This is a genomic window from Myxococcales bacterium (assembly GCA_016712525.1).
GTDB lineage: Bacteria > Myxococcota_A > Polyangia > Polyangiales > Polyangiaceae > JAAFHV01.
Window position 1 is genome coordinate 1,857,522 of the sequence record JADJQX010000001.1, and the last position, 13,205, is coordinate 1,870,726.

Consider the following 13,205-nt stretch of genomic DNA (forward strand, 5'->3'; position numbering starts at 1 on the left):
GTCTCGTGGGTTGACCATCGAAGCTTGGAACACTTATCGTCAACCCTAGGTTGATGAAAGGCCTCCGCCCCGACCTCTTCGCCGGCATCGTGCCCTTCGTCCGCGTGGCCGAAGAGAAGAGCTTCGCCCGCGCCGCGGCCAGCTTGGGCCTCACCACGGCGGCCGTGAGCAAGGCGGTTCGTAAGCTCGAAGACGACATGGGCGCCCGCCTCTTCGACCGCACCTCGCGCGTCGTCGCGCTCACCCGCGAAGGCGAAGAGATCTTCTCTCGCTGCCAAGAGGCCGTGCTGGCCGTGCGCGGGGCGCGGGCGGCGATCGAGGGCCGGAGGCGCGAGCCGCGGGGCGAGGTGTCGGTCACGATCCCCTTCATTTTGGCGCCCTTCGTCGTGCGTGGGCTCGCGCGGCTCTCGTCCCGCCACCCGAAGCTCGTCTTCCGCGTCGACGTGAGCGATCGCGTCGCGAAGCTCGCCGGCGAGGGGTACGACGTGGCCGTGCGCACGGGGCCCCTCCGCGACTCGGGGCTCGTCGCGCGGTCGCTCCGGCGCACACGTTGGGTCACCGTGGCCTCGCCGAGCTACCTCGCCAAGCACACAGCGCCGCGTACGCCCGCCGATCTCTCGGCGCACAACGCCCTCCGGTTCGTCGCCCCCGACGGGAAGCCCCGTGACTTCGTCTTCCGCGAAGGCGAGCGCGACACGTCCGTGGCGGTCTCGGGCAACCTCACCATCGACCACGGCCCCCAGCTCCTCGACGCGGCGGTCACCGGCCTCGGTGTCGCTCAGGTGCTCGACTTCATGGTCGACGAGCTCCTCCGCCAGGGCTCCCTCGTCGAGGTGCTCGCAGGCGCCTCCGCGCGAGGGCCCGACGTGTACGCCGTGACGAGCCCCACCCGCGCTTCGTCGGCCAACGTCCGCGCTTTCGTTGGGTTTTTGGTCGAGGCGCTCGCGTCCCCCGCGTGAGGTCCGGCGGCCCGTCTTGTGTCGCATCAAGTGACACGTGGGCCCTTGGGACGGCTTTTCGTGTAGACTGGAGGGGTGGTGCCGGTTCGGTCGAACGTTCGGCCGTGCTCCGGAATCGAAAAGTTTCGTGAGGTGGGAAGCGCGAGGCGCCTCCATTTGCTCCACTCCACGAAGCCGCCATGGTTCCCCGAGCGAAAGGACGACGCGTGAACGAGCTCGACAAAGTGGCCCTCGAAGCCCTCGCCGCGCGCGTCGCTCGTGAGCCGTCGGCCCTCGTGCCCGAGCAGCGCCTCGAAGAAGACCTTCGCCTCGGCTCCAAGGGGCTCTTCCTCCTCGCGCTCGAGGTCGGCGATGCGTTGGGGCGCGTCATGACCTTCGACGCCCTCGCGACCATTCGTACCGTGGGCGACTTCATGGCGCTCGTGCGATCGGCCCCCACCGACGACGAGGCCTTTCAAGGCGAGCCCGTGCCGTCGCTCGTGCCTTCGTTCGTGGCCGCCTCGAGCGGCTGACGGAGAGCGCCTTCCTGTCTAGTGCACCGGCTTGTTGAAGCTGACCCTGTCGCCCTTCTGGACCGCATCCGTGGCCTCACGGACGAGGTTTTTGTCGAGGTCGAGGCGGTACGTCGTGCCGTCTTTCCTGGTGGCTGCGTTCTGGGGGACCGTGAAGCCGAGCGCTCGGCATTTGGCTTCTCCCGCCGCACCCTTCTCCGGGAAAAACTCGGTCCGGGAACCTGCGAGGCAGACGTTCTTCGCATCGTTCACGGTGCACCACCCCATCGACATCGAGTAGACGCACGTTCCGGTTGGCTCGGGACCGCATGCGACCACCCAGCTCGCGACGACGAAGAAGCAGCCGAAGAGGAGGTGCGTGGATCGTGACTTGGCAGTGCGCGTGAGCATGGTTCGTGGAGGCTAACCGTCCCCGTCGAGGCCATGTGGAGAACCTTCACGAAGGTGCCGCGCCGACCACCCCCACGCCTGGCTCCCCCACGGTTCGTTGCTTGGGGGCTCGAGCGCGAAAGAGACTATCCTGGGATATGAGCCCTACGCGGAGGCGGGGCTCGAAGGCGCGTGCTCTCGCTCGTGCCCCGTCACCCCGCGGGCGGTGGGGGCAGTTCCTTGACGCACGTGAAGCGCTTGCCTTCGTGCCGGCACTCCATGCCTTTGCCGCAGTGCTCGTCGGTCGCGCAGGTGTCGGCCTCGGAGCGGCAGAAGCTCCCGAGCCCCGAGCCCCACTTTCCTCCGAGCGCACACTCGCGCCCGCCGCAGTCCTCGGGGCCGCGGCAGTCGCCCGGGACGCAGAGGTTCGGAGGACCGCACACGCAGAGCGCGCCAGGGCAGTCGGCGTCCTTCGCGCATTGGCTCTTCACGCAGGCGCCGACGGGCTGCCCGCGGACGTACGAGATCCTGCAGTGGGCGCCCGGCTCGCAGGGCGGGCAATGGGCACCGGGCGGGAGCTCCGGCGGAGTCGCGCTGCCGCAGGTCGTCTCGCGGAGCTTCGCGGTCGTGTACGGGACCGACGGGGTGGGGCGGACGAAGGGCCGTGGGGCGTCGCCGGCGCTCGCGTCTCCCGCCTGCGTGGCGGGCTTCGTGCATCCGTAAATGGTGGCCACCGCGATGGCCACGACCCCCGCCACGACGCCCCCTCGCGACTCCCTCATGACTGGACCGTAGCAGACGCGGGAGGTTCAGCGCGGGGTCGCGGGGGTCCAGTTCTGGCTCGTGTCGCCGGCGAGGCCCTGGAGCACCATCGCGCGCCCGGTCGCGGGCACCGTCACCACGCGGTTCGGCCCGGGCTCCCACTCGATCGCGCCCGAGGCCTTCTTGACGATGAACTTGTACTCTACACGTGCCCCGGCCGTCAGATCGGTGGGGGCGGCCCAGTTCGGGAAGAGGTCTTGTGCGGTCTCGGCGCGCACGCTCTTCGCGGTGTCCCAGGCTCCGAGGCGCGGGTCGGAGCCCACGACGCGCACCTCGTCGCCGAGGCTCGTTTTGTCGTTCACCACGTGGAAGACCACGGGCGAGAGCGGGCGCTTCAGGGTGGCGTCGTCGCCGGTCGTGTCGCGAGCGGCGTAATACGAGAGGAGGTCGGCGAAGTTTTGCCGGAATTTGCGCGTGAGCTCGGGGCGGTCGTCGATGACGAGCAGATCTTCGTCGCTCTGCTGGGTGCCGTTTTTGGTCCAGTTCGAGGCGCCCGTGAGCACGCGTTTGTCGTCGATCACGGCGTACTTGTGGTGCATCGCGGAGTAGAGCCCGAGCTTGTTCGCGGCCCGCACGACGAGCCCTCCGGCCGCCTCGAGGGCCTCGTCCCCGCGCGAGAGCCCCGCCTGCTTCTTCTCGGCCACGAGCCTCACTCGAACGCCGCGCCGCTGCGCGCGCACCGCCGCGTCCATGACGTTCGGCATGGTGTACGTGTACATCGCGATGTCGACCGAGGTCTTCGCCCCGTCGATCGCGCGCACGATCACGGGATCGAGCTTCTCCTCGGGGGAGAAGTGCAGCTCGAGGCCCGGAAGCACCACGCCCCCGTCGACCGTCTTGGGCTTCTCGCCGATCACCTCGAGGATCTGATCGCGGTATTTTTTGGCCACCTCGGGCTCGCGGAAGACGACCATGTTCTCGTCGTTTACGAGGGCCGCGGTCTCGTTCCAGTTGAACGAGCCGGTGAGCGTCGTCGTGCCGTCGATCACGGCGGCCTTCAGGTGCATGAGCGAAGTCGAGCCCGGCGGAGACACACGCACGATCTTGATACCCGCGGCCTCGATGGCGTCGTCGCCGATGTTGTAGGGCTGCTTCGCGTTGTCCTGATCGACCGCGACCTTCACCGTGACGCCGCGCCGCGAGAGCTCGACGAGCTTGGCGATGACCTTCTCGCGGCGAATGTTGTAGTGCGCGATGACCACCTCGCTCCGGGCCGTGTCGAGCAGGCAGAGCACCTCGTCCTCGGGGCGATCGAAGGGCGCGAAGTAGACCTGAGGCCTGCCGGGCGCGACCGTCGTAGGCGCCTCGCACTTTCCGGTGAGGGACTCCTCCGAAGACTCGGCCTCGTCGCCTTGGGCCTCGGCCGTGCACCCCAGCGGACCTGCCGCCGCGAGACACAAGAGGGCGAAGGGGGCCACGAAGGCGAGACGAGCGAGCTTCGGCATCGTGCCTTTGTGGCACGTTCACCTACCTTTGTCGAGGCGAGCCGGGCGAAAATGGCGCGAGGATCACCTGGAAAAACCAGGGATCTGACAAAAACGTCACGCGTAGCTGCGTTCCGGTCAGCGGGGGCAGGTCGCGATGGTCACGTCGTCGACGTAGAAGCCCGGCGCCTGCACTCGGCCCGAGGACGCCGAGAACAGGAAGGTGCGGTACGTGCGGGACGGGTCGGTGTCCGTCGTGGTGCGCGTGACCGTGGTGGTCGGGCTCCCGCTCTCGAGGAGCACGGGGCCGTTCCGGCTCGTCAGGGTCGTGACGTAGGTGCCTCGCGACCTTCGAACACGCACGTCGACGGCGAGCTCTCCGTCGGTCGTGACCTCGGCGAGCGTGCCGAGGTCGTTCCGGACGTTGTTGTCTCGGATCTCGTTCTCGGAGAAGGCGCGCGGGGGGTCGTACACGTCGAGGATGACGCCGCGCCCGCGCTGCCCGCGGGGATCGTCGGTCATGCCGAGCGCGCGGCCCGCTTGGATTTCGAATGGGCCTTGGAGGGGGAGCTCGAGCCAGCTCACGGCGAACCCGTCGGCGCGCGAGCCGATGGGCCCGAGCGACCCCGTGTGCACGGTGAACGCGACCTCGAAATCGACGAGGGGCGACGAGGCCGTGAAATAGGCCGCGCCGCGGCCGTCCCGGTCGTCGCGGCGAACGAGCGTCAGGCGGTCCCCCTCGGCCCGCGTGTCGCGGCCGATCGTGTCGAGATCCCCTTCGTCGTCCGAGAACGACTCGTTCAGCAGCGTGGTGCACGGGGGGAGTGGAGTCGCGGCGTCGGGCGCGCGTGCGTCGAGGGGCGTGGCCGCGTCGCTCGAGGAGATCGACGACTCTTCGATCGCGAGGGAGAGCCCGCAGGCCGAGGCGACGAGCGTGAGCCCTAGGGCGGTGGCGACGGAGAGTGGCTTCATGCGATGGTCCTCGCGCCCCCGAGAAGGCCGAGCGCGCTCGACCCACGAACCTCTACGGTAGCAGCCTTTCGGGTGCGTGGAGGTAGGCCGCCATTTGGCGGATGGCTCGGACCCTGTCTCCCTCGTACATCGACCCACAACGGAGGTCGTGATGTCGAATACCCGCTGGTTCGTGCCCCTTTCGGTCCTGTTTGCTCTCGCCGCGTGCTCGGCCGCGGTGGAGGAGCCCGACACGAGCGAAGAGAGCCAAGACGCGATCTCGGTGAACAACCTCTATCGGCTCGTGCGCGGCAACGTCGATCGGTCGCGCCCGGACCCGGCGAACCCCTGGGCCCAGCGCGATCTTGCCCTCGGCGAAGAGAACCGCCTCCCGGGCGAGGACGAGGAGCTCGCCAGCATCGCCCGCCTCGTGAACCGCTTCCAAGATCACGCGAAGAAAGAGTCGGGGGCGAAGGAGCTCGCGCGCGCCTTCCACGCGAAGTCGCACGCCTGCACGCGTGGGTCGCTCCGCATCGATCCGCAGGAGCTCCCCGAGGGCGCGCGTGTCGGGCTCTTCGCGCGCGCGGCCGAGTACCCGACGTGGGTGCGTTTCTCGAACGGGGTGGGCCAAAGGCAGTCGGACAAGAAGCTCGACATGCGCGGATTCGCCATCAAAATCATGGGAGTACCGGGGAACCGCATCGTCACCGTACCGGGCGACGAGTCGGCCACGACGCAGGACTTTTTGCTCGCGAACCAAGACGTCGGGCCCGCCTCGGACGTGCGCCACATGATGGCGTTCGGCGAGGCCATGATGGGCGCGAACGACAGCTCCACCATCCTCGGGAAGATCGACAACCTCGTGCAGGCGGGGTCGTTCCTCACGCGCGACGAGAACGTGCGCATCGTCGATTTTCTCGCGAACCGCGTCCTCGACAAGACGAAGAAGGTCGGGAGCCTGCTCGGCGACACGTACTCCACGGGCGCGCCGAACGCGCTCGGCCTCGAGGCTGGAGACACCGCGAAGGCCCGTGCGAAGGGGGCGTTCAAGCTCGTGGTGAAGACGGGTGTGCTCGAGGGCTCGCGCTGCGCGCCGGTCGTGATCGAGCCGAACACCAAGGACCCCGAGTTTCTCCGAAAGGACCTCGCGGCTCGCTTCGCGCAGAGGACCGTGTGCGCCGACGTGTTCGTGCAGATGCAAGAGGACCCTCGCGCCCAGCCCATCGAGGACGTGTCGGTCCCTTGGACCAGCAAGCTCACCAAGGTCGGGCGCATCACGTTCGAGCCGCGAAACCTCGACGCCCCCGCCGTGGCCGCGGATCGCGAGCGCTGCGACGACTTCTCGTTCCGTCCTTGGCACACGATCGACGTGCACCGCCCGCTCGGCAACGTGATGCGCGCGCGCCGCGTCGCGCTCCCTTCGAGCGCCAACTACCGCGACGCGATCCGCGCCGAGCCCACACCTTGAGCTGCGTTCGCTATCTCACGTAGGCTCGAGGTGCGCATGAGCCAGGACAAGAACGACACCACGGAGAGCGGAGCTCGCGAAGGGCTCCTCTCGGCGCTCTCGGCGCTCGGCTTGGCCATCGACATGGCCAACGGCTCTCCCGAGACCACCGCGCTCCGTGGCACGTGGGTCGCCGTCGTGGCCGCCGAGGAGCTCGGGCTCTCGAGCCAAGAGCGCGCGGAGGCCGTGCTCGGTGCGCTCTTTCGCTACCTCGGGTGCACCTCGTACGCACACGAAGAGGCGCGCTCCCTCGGAGACGAGCACGTCGCGGCCCGCGTGCTCGCGCCGCTCGACAAGCTCGATCGCGGCCCGATCGCCAAGGCGGTGCTCCAAGATCTCCCCGGGGACGCGTTCGAGCGCGCGATGCGCGCGGCCAAGCTCATGGCCGAGGGGGCGGCGTTCACCGCGGGCTACGAGAGGAGCCACTGCGAGGGCGCGATGTTGCTCGCTTCGCGCCTCGGCGCCGGGCCCGGCGTGCTCTCGGTCCTCGCGGCCCTCCACGAGCGATGGGACGGAGAGGGCGGCCCCGCGAAGCTCTCGGGCAGCGCGATCCCGGTCGCCGCGCGTGTCGTGCACCTCGCGCGCGAAGCGACGGTCCACTTTCTCTTGCGCGGCGAAGAGCCGGGGGTCGTGCGCTGCCTCGAGCGCCGCGCGAAGGGCCAGCTCGATCCCGAGATGTGCCGCGCGCTCGCCTCGAGCCCTCGGTTCTTGGGCGCGTTCCGCGAGGGCCCGCTCTGGGAGAACGTGCAGGGCGCCATCGATCGTGCGCTCGACGCCGGCTGCGAGAGGGTGCCCACGAAAGACGACGTGATCGAGGTCATGGGCGACTTCGCCGATCAGAAGTGCCCTATTTTTCTCGGGCATTCACGCCGTGTGGCCGCGCTCGCTCAAGGGGCGGCCTTGCGCCTACGGCTCGACCCGCTGCGCTCGCGCTGCCTCGTTCGCGCCGCGTGGCTCCACGACGTGGGGCGTGTCGGAGTGCCGAATCGTGTGCTCGGGACGCGTGGTCCGCTCGGGCCTATCGAGTGGGAGAAGGTGCGTCTTCATCCGTACGTGGGGGAGCGCATCGCGCAGCACCTCGACCCGGGCGTGGCGCGGATCGTGGGCGCGCACCACGAGCGCCTCGATGGCTCGGGGTATCCGAAAGGAGAGCGCCCGGACCTCATGGCCTCGGTGCTCGCCGCGGCCGACGTGCTCGCCGCGAGCGGAGAAGATCGCCCGCACCGACCTCGCTTCGACGTGGCCGCGAGGCACGCGCTCCTCACCGAAGATGCGCGCGCCGGGAGGCTCCCGCAAGAGGCCGTCGAGGCCGTGCTCGCCGCCGACGGCGCCGACGTGGACGTACCCCGCCCGAGCCGCTCCCCCGAGCTGTCGTCACGGGAGCGCGAGGTGATCTCGCTCGTCGCCCGTGGCCTCTCGAACAAAGAGATCGCCCAGGCGCTCGGCATCTCCGCGCGCACCGTGCAGAGCCACACCATCCACGCGTACGACAAGCTCGAGGTGCGCACGCGCGCCGGCGCCGCCCTCCGCGCCTCCGAGCTCGGCCTCCTGAGCTGAGCCCCGCTGGTACGTCAGGGGAGGCGGTGCACAGAGCTGGGCGCGTGGGGCGTGGTCCTGGGCGGCTCCGTCGTAGGGCTGGGCCGGTGCGGCGCACGCCTGGGCGACTCGGGCGTGGTGCTGGGCCGGTGGCGCATGGTGCTGGGCGGCTCCGTCGTAGGGCTGGGCCGGTGCGGCGTACGCCTGGGCGGCTCGGGCGTAGGGCTGGGCGGCTCGGGCGTAGGGCTGGGCGGCTCGGGCGTAGGGCTGGGCGGCTCGGGCGTGGTGCCGGGCACGTGCGGCACATGCCTGCGCGACTCGGGCGTAGGGCTGGGCGCCTTGCGCATGCCGCTGGGCGCTCTCGGCAGGTGGCTGCGCGATGTGCCGGGACGTTCGGGCGTGGAGTCGGCGGCACCGTGACCGAGGCGCTCTCGAGGCGTGTGCCAACGTGCGCCGAGATCGTGGCCCCTCCGCCGAAAGCACTCGTAGTTTCCGTGGGTTGCGGCGGGTCGTCGTTTCGGCATGAGGGCTGCAAAACGGGGAAGCATGAACCATCACCCCGCCAAGCTCGTCGCCGCGTTCGTCCTCTCGTCGCTGCTCGCTGCCTGCGGAGGTCGCGTCGAGCCCTGCCCCGAGGGGTCGTGCAGCCCGAGCCCCTCTCCGACGGACACTCCCACCGCGCTCCCCACCTCGTCGCCGCCCGATCTGCCCACCGCATCGCCTGCGCCCACGCCGCTCCCCGCTCCGTCGCCGTCGAGCGATCCCGATGCCGACCCCGACTGCCCCGGCCCCTACATGGGGCGCGCCCCCGACGGACGCTGCGTGTGGTCGTGCAGCGAAGGCACCCAGCCCGCCAACGACGCGAACGTGTGCGTGTGCCAGCCGGGCCTGCGCGAGGTCGGTCGAGACGAGTTTGGCCGGCGCGTGTGCCGGTGAGCGCGAGCGCTCGGACTTAGCGCTTCTTCTCGAACGCGGCGTCGATGGCGTTCGTGAGGGTGTCGAGCACCTTGCGACGGGCGAAGTGTTTGTCGTTCGCCTCGACGATGGTCCACGGGGCGAACGACGTGCTCGTGCGGTCGATCATGTCGGAGGCCGCGAGCTCGTAGTCGTCCCATTTGTCGCGGTTTCGCCAGTCTTCGGCGGTGATCTTGAACTTCTTGAAGCGCGTCTCTTCGCGCTCCTTGAAGCGCCGGAGCTGCTCTTCTTTGGTGATGGCGAGCCAGAGCTTCACCACGATCGCGCCGTGCTCCACGAGCTGCCGCTCGAAGTCGTTGATCTCGGCGTAGGCGCGCATCCACGCGTCGGTCGTGCAGAAGCCCTCGACGCGCTCGACGAGCACGCGGCCGTACCACGAGCGGTCGTAGATGGTGAATCGCCCGCGGGGAGGGAGATGCCTCCAGAAGCGCCAGAGGTACGGCTGCGCGCGCTCCTCTTCGGTCGGCGCGGCGATCGGGATGACTCGGTATTGGCGCGCGTCGAGCGCCTGCGTGACACGACGAATGGCGCCGCCCTTGCCCGCGGCGTCGCTCCCTTCGAGCACGACGACCACCTGACGTTCCTTCATGGCGTCGCTTCGGCTGAGCGTGTTGAGGCGGGCGAGCTGCTTCGGGAGGCCCTTCTCGAACTTCTCCTTCGAGAGGCGTTTTCCCGCGTAGTCGAGCGTCTGGAGGATGCGGACCCCGTCGACCGAGGGGACGAGCGGCGGCGCCTTGGTGACGGCGCGGGTCGGCGCCTTCTTTTGCTTCTTGGCGTCGAGGCGCTCGCGGAGGGCGGTGAGGATCTGCGTGGCGACGGTGAGCGCGCGGTAGTTCGGGCACGAGCCCTCGACCACGAGCCACGGGGCCTCTCCGGTGCTCGTCTGGCGGAGCACCCGCTCCGAGACCTTGGCGAACTTGTCGTAGCTCGCGAAGTTCTTCCAGTCGGTCTTGGTGACGCGCCAGCGGGTCTCTTTCTTCTTCGCGAGCTCGGCGAGGCGCTTCTTCTGGGCGGTCTTCGACAGGTGGAACCACAGCTTGAGGACGAGCGCGCCTTCGTCGGTGAGCATGCGCTCGAAGTGGTTGATGCCGTCGATCGCGGACTCGAGATCCCCGCTCGAGATCTGGCCACGCACCCGCGAGACGATGGGCGCCGTGTACCAATTTCCGAACAAAATCCCTATTTTCCCCTTGGGGGGCAGCGCCCTCCAGAAGCGCCACATGGGCGGGCGCTCGCGCTCCTCTTCGGTCGGCGGGCCGAAGGCGTGGTTCTCGATGTGGCGCGTGTCCATCCACTCGTTGAGGAGGTTCACGGTCTCGCCCTTGCCGGCGCCGTCGACTCCGTTCACCAGCACGACGACGGGGAAGCCCTTGTCGGCGATGAGGGCGTACTGCGCCTCGAGGAGCTCGGCACGCAGCGTGGCCGCGCGCTTCGCGAAGGTGGCGTCGTCGATCGTGTGACCCAGCTCGGCAGACTCGAACATGGTTCCACCGTATCGCGTCCGTCGTCACCCGTGTGGGGGACCTCGAGAGTCCGCTCGAGGCCAAGGGCGCGCCGTTTGCGTGTGGGCTCGCGCCATCGCGCGGACCTTGCCGAACGAGCCTTCCAGGCCTTCACGGAGCGAAGGGATCGAACGCGTAGCGAGCGGCGAGAAAGCCACCGAAACCTAGGCCGACGGCGACGAGCAAGACTGCGCTGACGATCGACTGGCGATGAACCCGTGAGAGCTCGAGCGCGAGGTCGTTCGGCCAGGGGGCGGAGCCGGAGGACATCACCTCGACGAGGCGTTCGACGAGGCGCGCGCCGTCGTTCGCCAGGTAGACGATGGAGACGTCGGGCCCGGCCTCGACCTTCGCGACGAGCGTGGCGCGAGGGGCGCCTCGCGCGTCGACCGCGCGCTCGACCCGCACCCCGAGCAGCCGAGCCCGACCGGCCTTCGTGCGAAGCTCTCCCGCGCCGACATCCACGACGAGTGCCTTGTTCCCAGGGAGCCAAGGCACCACCGCGAGCGCGATGGCGAGGAAGCCGTACGCCGCCAAAAGCACGTACCCGCCCGTCGCCAGAACGTACCGCCCCGAGAGCTCGATGGCCACGAGGGATGCCGGGACGACGCCCACGCTCGCCGCGATCAGCAGCGATGGCAGGCGAGCCGGCTCGAGCGCGACGCGTCGCGCCTCGGGGTCGACCACGAGCGTTCGATCGAAGAGCCATGCCGAGGCCATACCCGACCTCCTACGCACGCGAGGGTGATGGCCTTCCCTCGACCGGGAACCGCCTCGAGAGCGAACCCTTCGGCGGCGCGCCTCTTGCGCGTGGGATCGCGCCGAGCACGCGGACCTCTACGCTGAATCGATGAGCAGGCTGATCGGTTTGCCACGGGTCTGCGCATGGCCATTCGCGCAAATGGCGGCAAGGAGCCTATGGCGCAGGAGATGCAGAGCAGCGCGCCGCGATGGGCGACGTGGGGAAGCAGGGAGTGTGGGCGCGCCGAGCGATGACGTTCGTGGTCGTCGGCCTCGGCGTGCTCGGCGTGGTCCTTGGCGTCCACTCGCTGCTCCTGCCCTTCGGAGACGACCAAGGGCTCTACTTCTACGTGGCCCGAGAGTGGCGGCACGGCCTCGTGCCCTACCGTGACGTCTTCGACCACAAGCCGCCGGGGATCTACGTCGTCCACAGGATCGCCCAGTCCCTCTTCGGGGAGTCGCTCGCGAGCAGCAAGATCGTGGAGCTCGGGGCGGTGCTCGCGCTCGGCCTCGTCGCGACGCGCCTCGTCGTGCCGCGCGGAAGGCGTGTCCCACGGGGCCTCTACGCGGCGAGCGCGACGCTCGCGAGCCTCGCGCATTATGGCCACTTCGACTTCTGGAATTCGTACCAAACCGAGATTTGGTACACGCTCTTCGGAATGGCCGCGATCGCGGCGGCCCTGCACGTGAAGGCGCTCCGTCGAGCCTTCTTCGTGTTCGGTCTCCTCGCGAGTCTCGGCGTCCTCATGAAGCCGATGAGCGTGCTCTACTCGGGAATCGGGGGGCTCGTCCTCGGGTGGCGGGTCCTCTACGACGGGGGGCGGCAAGGGACGCACGCCCGCCTCATGGGGGCGGCCCGCTCTGCCCTCGGGCTCGTGCCGTGGGCCGTCCTCGGCGCGGGGCTCCCGCTCGTCCTCGTCGTCGCCTACTTCGGTGCCCACGGCGCGATGGGCGCCATGATCGACATCGTCGTCCACGGGAACAAGCACTACGCGAAGGCGTTCAAGAACGTCACCACCCTGGCCGACGTGGTCCGCCTCCACCGGGACGAGCTCACCTTCCTCGGGGTGCTCGGGCAGCTCGTCGTCGTGACCACGCTCGCGCGCGTGGCGCTCGGTGCCATGGGCCGGAGGCGGGAGCTCTTTCTCCGCGGCGGGCTCGGCCTCGCGCTCATCGTCGCGGCGAGCGCGGCGGTCACGGTGCAGCAGAAGTTCTTCGGCGTGCACTGGGTGACGGCGTTCGGCCCGCTCACGTTCGGGCTCGTCGCGCTCGTCTACGAGGGGCGGCACGCCCTCGAGAAGCGGCTCGGTCCGGCGCTCGCCACGGCGCTCCCCGTGGCGCTCATCGGTGCAGGATACATGTGCACGCCGTACGACCTCCGCGTGCTCTCGCGGGAGCAGGGCGCGGTGCTCGATCTCGTCACCGGGCAGGCGACGCGGGAGCAGTTCGCGCGGCGCTTCTATTCGCCCCCCATGGGCTACTACCAGGTCGACGTGGACGCCGTGAGCGCGTACCTCAAGGCCCACGCCCGCCCGGGGGACAGGGTGTGCGTGCGCGGGTTCGACACCCAAATCTACGCCCAGACGGGCCTCCGCTACGGAGGGAGGTTCTTCTGGACGAACTACATCTGGCACCCCAAATCGTACCGCCACCACGACTTCGTCGCCGAAGATCATGCCTATTTCGAGAAGGCGAGGCCGAGGTTCGTCGTCACCGAGGTCCAGAACCGAGGGCGTGGGATGCTCGAGTCGCGCGAGACGTACTATCCACTCGGCTACGTCGAGGTCATGACGACGGGCTCGCTCGACGTGCTCGAGCTGCACGAGCTCGGCGCTTCGCGGTAGTCCAAATCAGCGGGCGTACCTCGGAACCCGCCGCTCCGAGACCCGAGCGTGCGGGGTGCGCCC

At 69.3% G+C, this 13,205-nt stretch carries 12 protein-coding genes; 6 read left to right on the forward strand and 6 right to left on the reverse strand.

Annotation, left to right across the window (positions count from 1 at the left end; genetic code table 11):
• Positions 1 to 53: 53 nt before the first annotated feature.
• A complete protein-coding gene (locus IPK71_07935; GenBank protein ID MBK8213665.1) occupies positions 54 to 959 on the forward strand; it encodes a LysR family transcriptional regulator in 906 nt (301 codons plus the stop codon).
• 206 nt (positions 960 to 1,165) lie between these two features.
• Entirely contained in the window at positions 1,166 to 1,471 is a 306-nt protein-coding gene (locus tag IPK71_07940; GenBank protein MBK8213666.1) for a hypothetical protein, read from the forward strand.
• Between the two features lie 18 nt (positions 1,472 to 1,489).
• On the opposite strand, the gene IPK71_07945 is transcribed toward IPK71_07940, so the two are convergent.
• From IPK71_07945 to IPK71_07960, 4 genes are all read right to left on the reverse strand, one after another.
• Positions 1,490 to 1,861, reverse strand: coding sequence for a hypothetical protein (locus tag IPK71_07945; protein ID MBK8213667.1), 372 nt, complete (start codon positions 1,859 to 1,861; stop codon positions 1,490 to 1,492).
• Positions 1,862 to 2,052: 191 nt separating this feature from the next.
• Positions 2,053 to 2,622, reverse strand: coding sequence for a hypothetical protein (locus tag IPK71_07950; GenBank protein ID MBK8213668.1), 570 nt, complete (start codon positions 2,620 to 2,622; stop codon positions 2,053 to 2,055).
• 27 nt (positions 2,623 to 2,649) lie between these two features.
• On the reverse strand, positions 2,650 to 4,107 hold the full coding sequence (locus tag IPK71_07955; protein MBK8213669.1) for a carbohydrate-binding protein: 1,458 nt from the start codon (positions 4,105 to 4,107) through the stop codon (positions 2,650 to 2,652).
• Between the two features lie 117 nt (positions 4,108 to 4,224).
• Complete coding sequence (locus IPK71_07960; GenBank protein MBK8213670.1) at positions 4,225 to 5,058, reverse strand: hypothetical protein; 834 nt, start codon at positions 5,056 to 5,058, stop codon at positions 4,225 to 4,227.
• A gap of 172 nt (positions 5,059 to 5,230) precedes the next feature.
• Here IPK71_07960 and IPK71_07965 point away from each other — a divergent pair, with 172 nt between their 5' ends.
• The 3 genes from IPK71_07965 to IPK71_07975 all read left to right on the forward strand — a co-directional run bounded on the left by IPK71_07965 (position 5,231) and on the right by IPK71_07975 (position 9,016).
• The gene (locus tag IPK71_07965; protein ID MBK8213671.1) at positions 5,231 to 6,505 is read left to right on the forward strand and encodes a hypothetical protein; all 1,275 of its coding nucleotides are present in this window, start codon (positions 5,231 to 5,233) and stop codon (positions 6,503 to 6,505) included.
• A gap of 36 nt (positions 6,506 to 6,541) precedes the next feature.
• Positions 6,542 to 8,101 carry an HD domain-containing protein gene (locus IPK71_07970; GenBank protein ID MBK8213672.1) on the forward strand — a complete coding sequence of 520 codons (1,560 nt, stop codon included), beginning with the start codon at positions 6,542 to 6,544 and terminating at the stop codon, positions 8,099 to 8,101.
• Between the two features lie 525 nt (positions 8,102 to 8,626).
• A complete protein-coding gene (locus IPK71_07975) occupies positions 8,627 to 9,016 on the forward strand; it encodes a hypothetical protein (GenBank protein MBK8213673.1) in 390 nt (129 codons plus the stop codon).
• Between the two features lie 16 nt (positions 9,017 to 9,032).
• Here the strand turns inward: IPK71_07975 and pap are convergent, their stop codons facing one another.
• Both pap and IPK71_07985 read right to left on the reverse strand, forming a co-directional pair.
• Positions 9,033 to 10,538: a polyphosphate:AMP phosphotransferase gene (gene pap / locus IPK71_07980; GenBank protein ID MBK8213674.1), complete on the reverse strand. Its 1,506-nt coding sequence runs from the start codon at positions 10,536 to 10,538 to the stop codon at positions 9,033 to 9,035.
• Between the two features lie 130 nt (positions 10,539 to 10,668).
• Entirely contained in the window at positions 10,669 to 11,277 is a 609-nt protein-coding gene (locus tag IPK71_07985; protein MBK8213675.1) for a hypothetical protein, read from the reverse strand.
• A 230-nt stretch (positions 11,278 to 11,507) separates the two neighbouring features.
• On the opposite strand from IPK71_07985, the gene IPK71_07990 reads away from it, so the two are divergent.
• Positions 11,508 to 13,142, forward strand: coding sequence for a hypothetical protein (locus tag IPK71_07990; protein MBK8213676.1), 1,635 nt, complete (start codon positions 11,508 to 11,510; stop codon positions 13,140 to 13,142).
• Positions 13,143 to 13,205: the final 63 nt, after the last annotated feature.

What these genes read in the sequence shown, in the direction of transcription:
- IPK71_07975 (MBK8213673.1), top strand. Translation starts at nt 8,627, where the DNA reads ATGAACCATCACCCCGCCAAGCTCGTCGCCGCGTTCGTCCTCTCGTCG.
- IPK71_07990 (MBK8213676.1), top strand. Translation starts at nt 11,508, where the DNA reads ATGGGCGACGTGGGGAAGCAGGGAGTGTGGGCGCGCCGAGCGATGACG.
- IPK71_07960 (MBK8213670.1), bottom strand. Translation starts at nt 5,058, where the DNA reads ATGAAGCCACTCTCCGTCGCCACCGCCCTAGGGCTCACGCTCGTCGCC.
- IPK71_07970 (MBK8213672.1), top strand. Translation starts at nt 6,542, where the DNA reads ATGAGCCAGGACAAGAACGACACCACGGAGAGCGGAGCTCGCGAAGGG.
- pap (MBK8213674.1), bottom strand. Translation starts at nt 10,538, where the DNA reads ATGTTCGAGTCTGCCGAGCTGGGTCACACGATCGACGACGCCACCTTC.
- IPK71_07935 (MBK8213665.1), top strand. Translation starts at nt 54, where the DNA reads ATGAAAGGCCTCCGCCCCGACCTCTTCGCCGGCATCGTGCCCTTCGTC.
- IPK71_07950 (MBK8213668.1), bottom strand. Translation starts at nt 2,622, where the DNA reads ATGAGGGAGTCGCGAGGGGGCGTCGTGGCGGGGGTCGTGGCCATCGCG.
- IPK71_07945 (MBK8213667.1), bottom strand. Translation starts at nt 1,861, where the DNA reads ATGCTCACGCGCACTGCCAAGTCACGATCCACGCACCTCCTCTTCGGC.
- IPK71_07955 (MBK8213669.1), bottom strand. Translation starts at nt 4,107, where the DNA reads ATGCCGAAGCTCGCTCGTCTCGCCTTCGTGGCCCCCTTCGCCCTCTTG.
- IPK71_07985 (MBK8213675.1), bottom strand. Translation starts at nt 11,277, where the DNA reads ATGGCCTCGGCATGGCTCTTCGATCGAACGCTCGTGGTCGACCCCGAG.